The 712-nt window shown below is 51.0% G+C and carries 1 protein-coding gene; it reads right to left on the reverse strand.

Features of this window, described 5'->3' with window-relative positions; translation table 11 throughout:
• A partial coding sequence (locus tag U868_RS0121845; protein ID WP_025155139.1) for a host specificity factor TipJ family phage tail protein occupies positions 1–712 on the reverse strand: 712 nt, incomplete at both ends.

The raw sequence follows: 712 nt of genomic DNA on the forward strand, positions 1-712 counted from the left end.
CCCATCGCATAGCGTCCATTTCAGTGACGGTTGATATGATGTACCGTGACGGTGACTGAACATTGTGGCCGTCATAGATATTGAGCTGAATATCAGGGATATCAGCAATAAAGCCTTTATCCGTATCAGCCCGCGCCTGCGCCGGATATTCTCCGGATGAGTTTCCGAGGTGATCAGTGATGCTTACCACCATGTCACCGGAAAACTCAATGCGCTCACTGGTGCTGAACATATTTCCTCTTCTGCCGGTGATGTGTCCACCCTGCTGGTTACTGTCGTAGCTGTCTGCCACCAGAACCATATCGCCGGGATAAACATAATCACCGTCTGCCAGCGTTTGCAGGCTGATGCTTGTCCGCTGGCTGACCAGGCGATCCATTTCCAGCAATGCACGGTCAATGGCCTGATACTCATTCCGGCATCCGTGCAGGGTGATTTTGTTCGGGCTTTTCGCTGCACCCTTCACCACTGATCCATTTTCGATACGATACTTCAGATAGGTTTTTTTGTTGGTACGCGGGTTAACGTATTCAACCTCAACGCCATCATTCCCGCCCGGCAGCGACATATCGTATGAGATGCGGAAGTTATTGCCGGTGATATTTGATCTGTTAAACACCGCCGCCGGATACCTCCGCTCTTCCTCACGGGAAAATGTCAGTACACCGTTATCAAAGAATGCCGTCACCCGTGCCACGTTGCAGATTGTCTC

Origin of the sequence: Morganella morganii H1r (assembly GCF_000633515.1) — a bacterium.
In the GTDB taxonomy this organism is placed as follows: Bacteria; Pseudomonadota; Gammaproteobacteria; order Enterobacterales; family Enterobacteriaceae; genus Morganella; species Morganella morganii_B.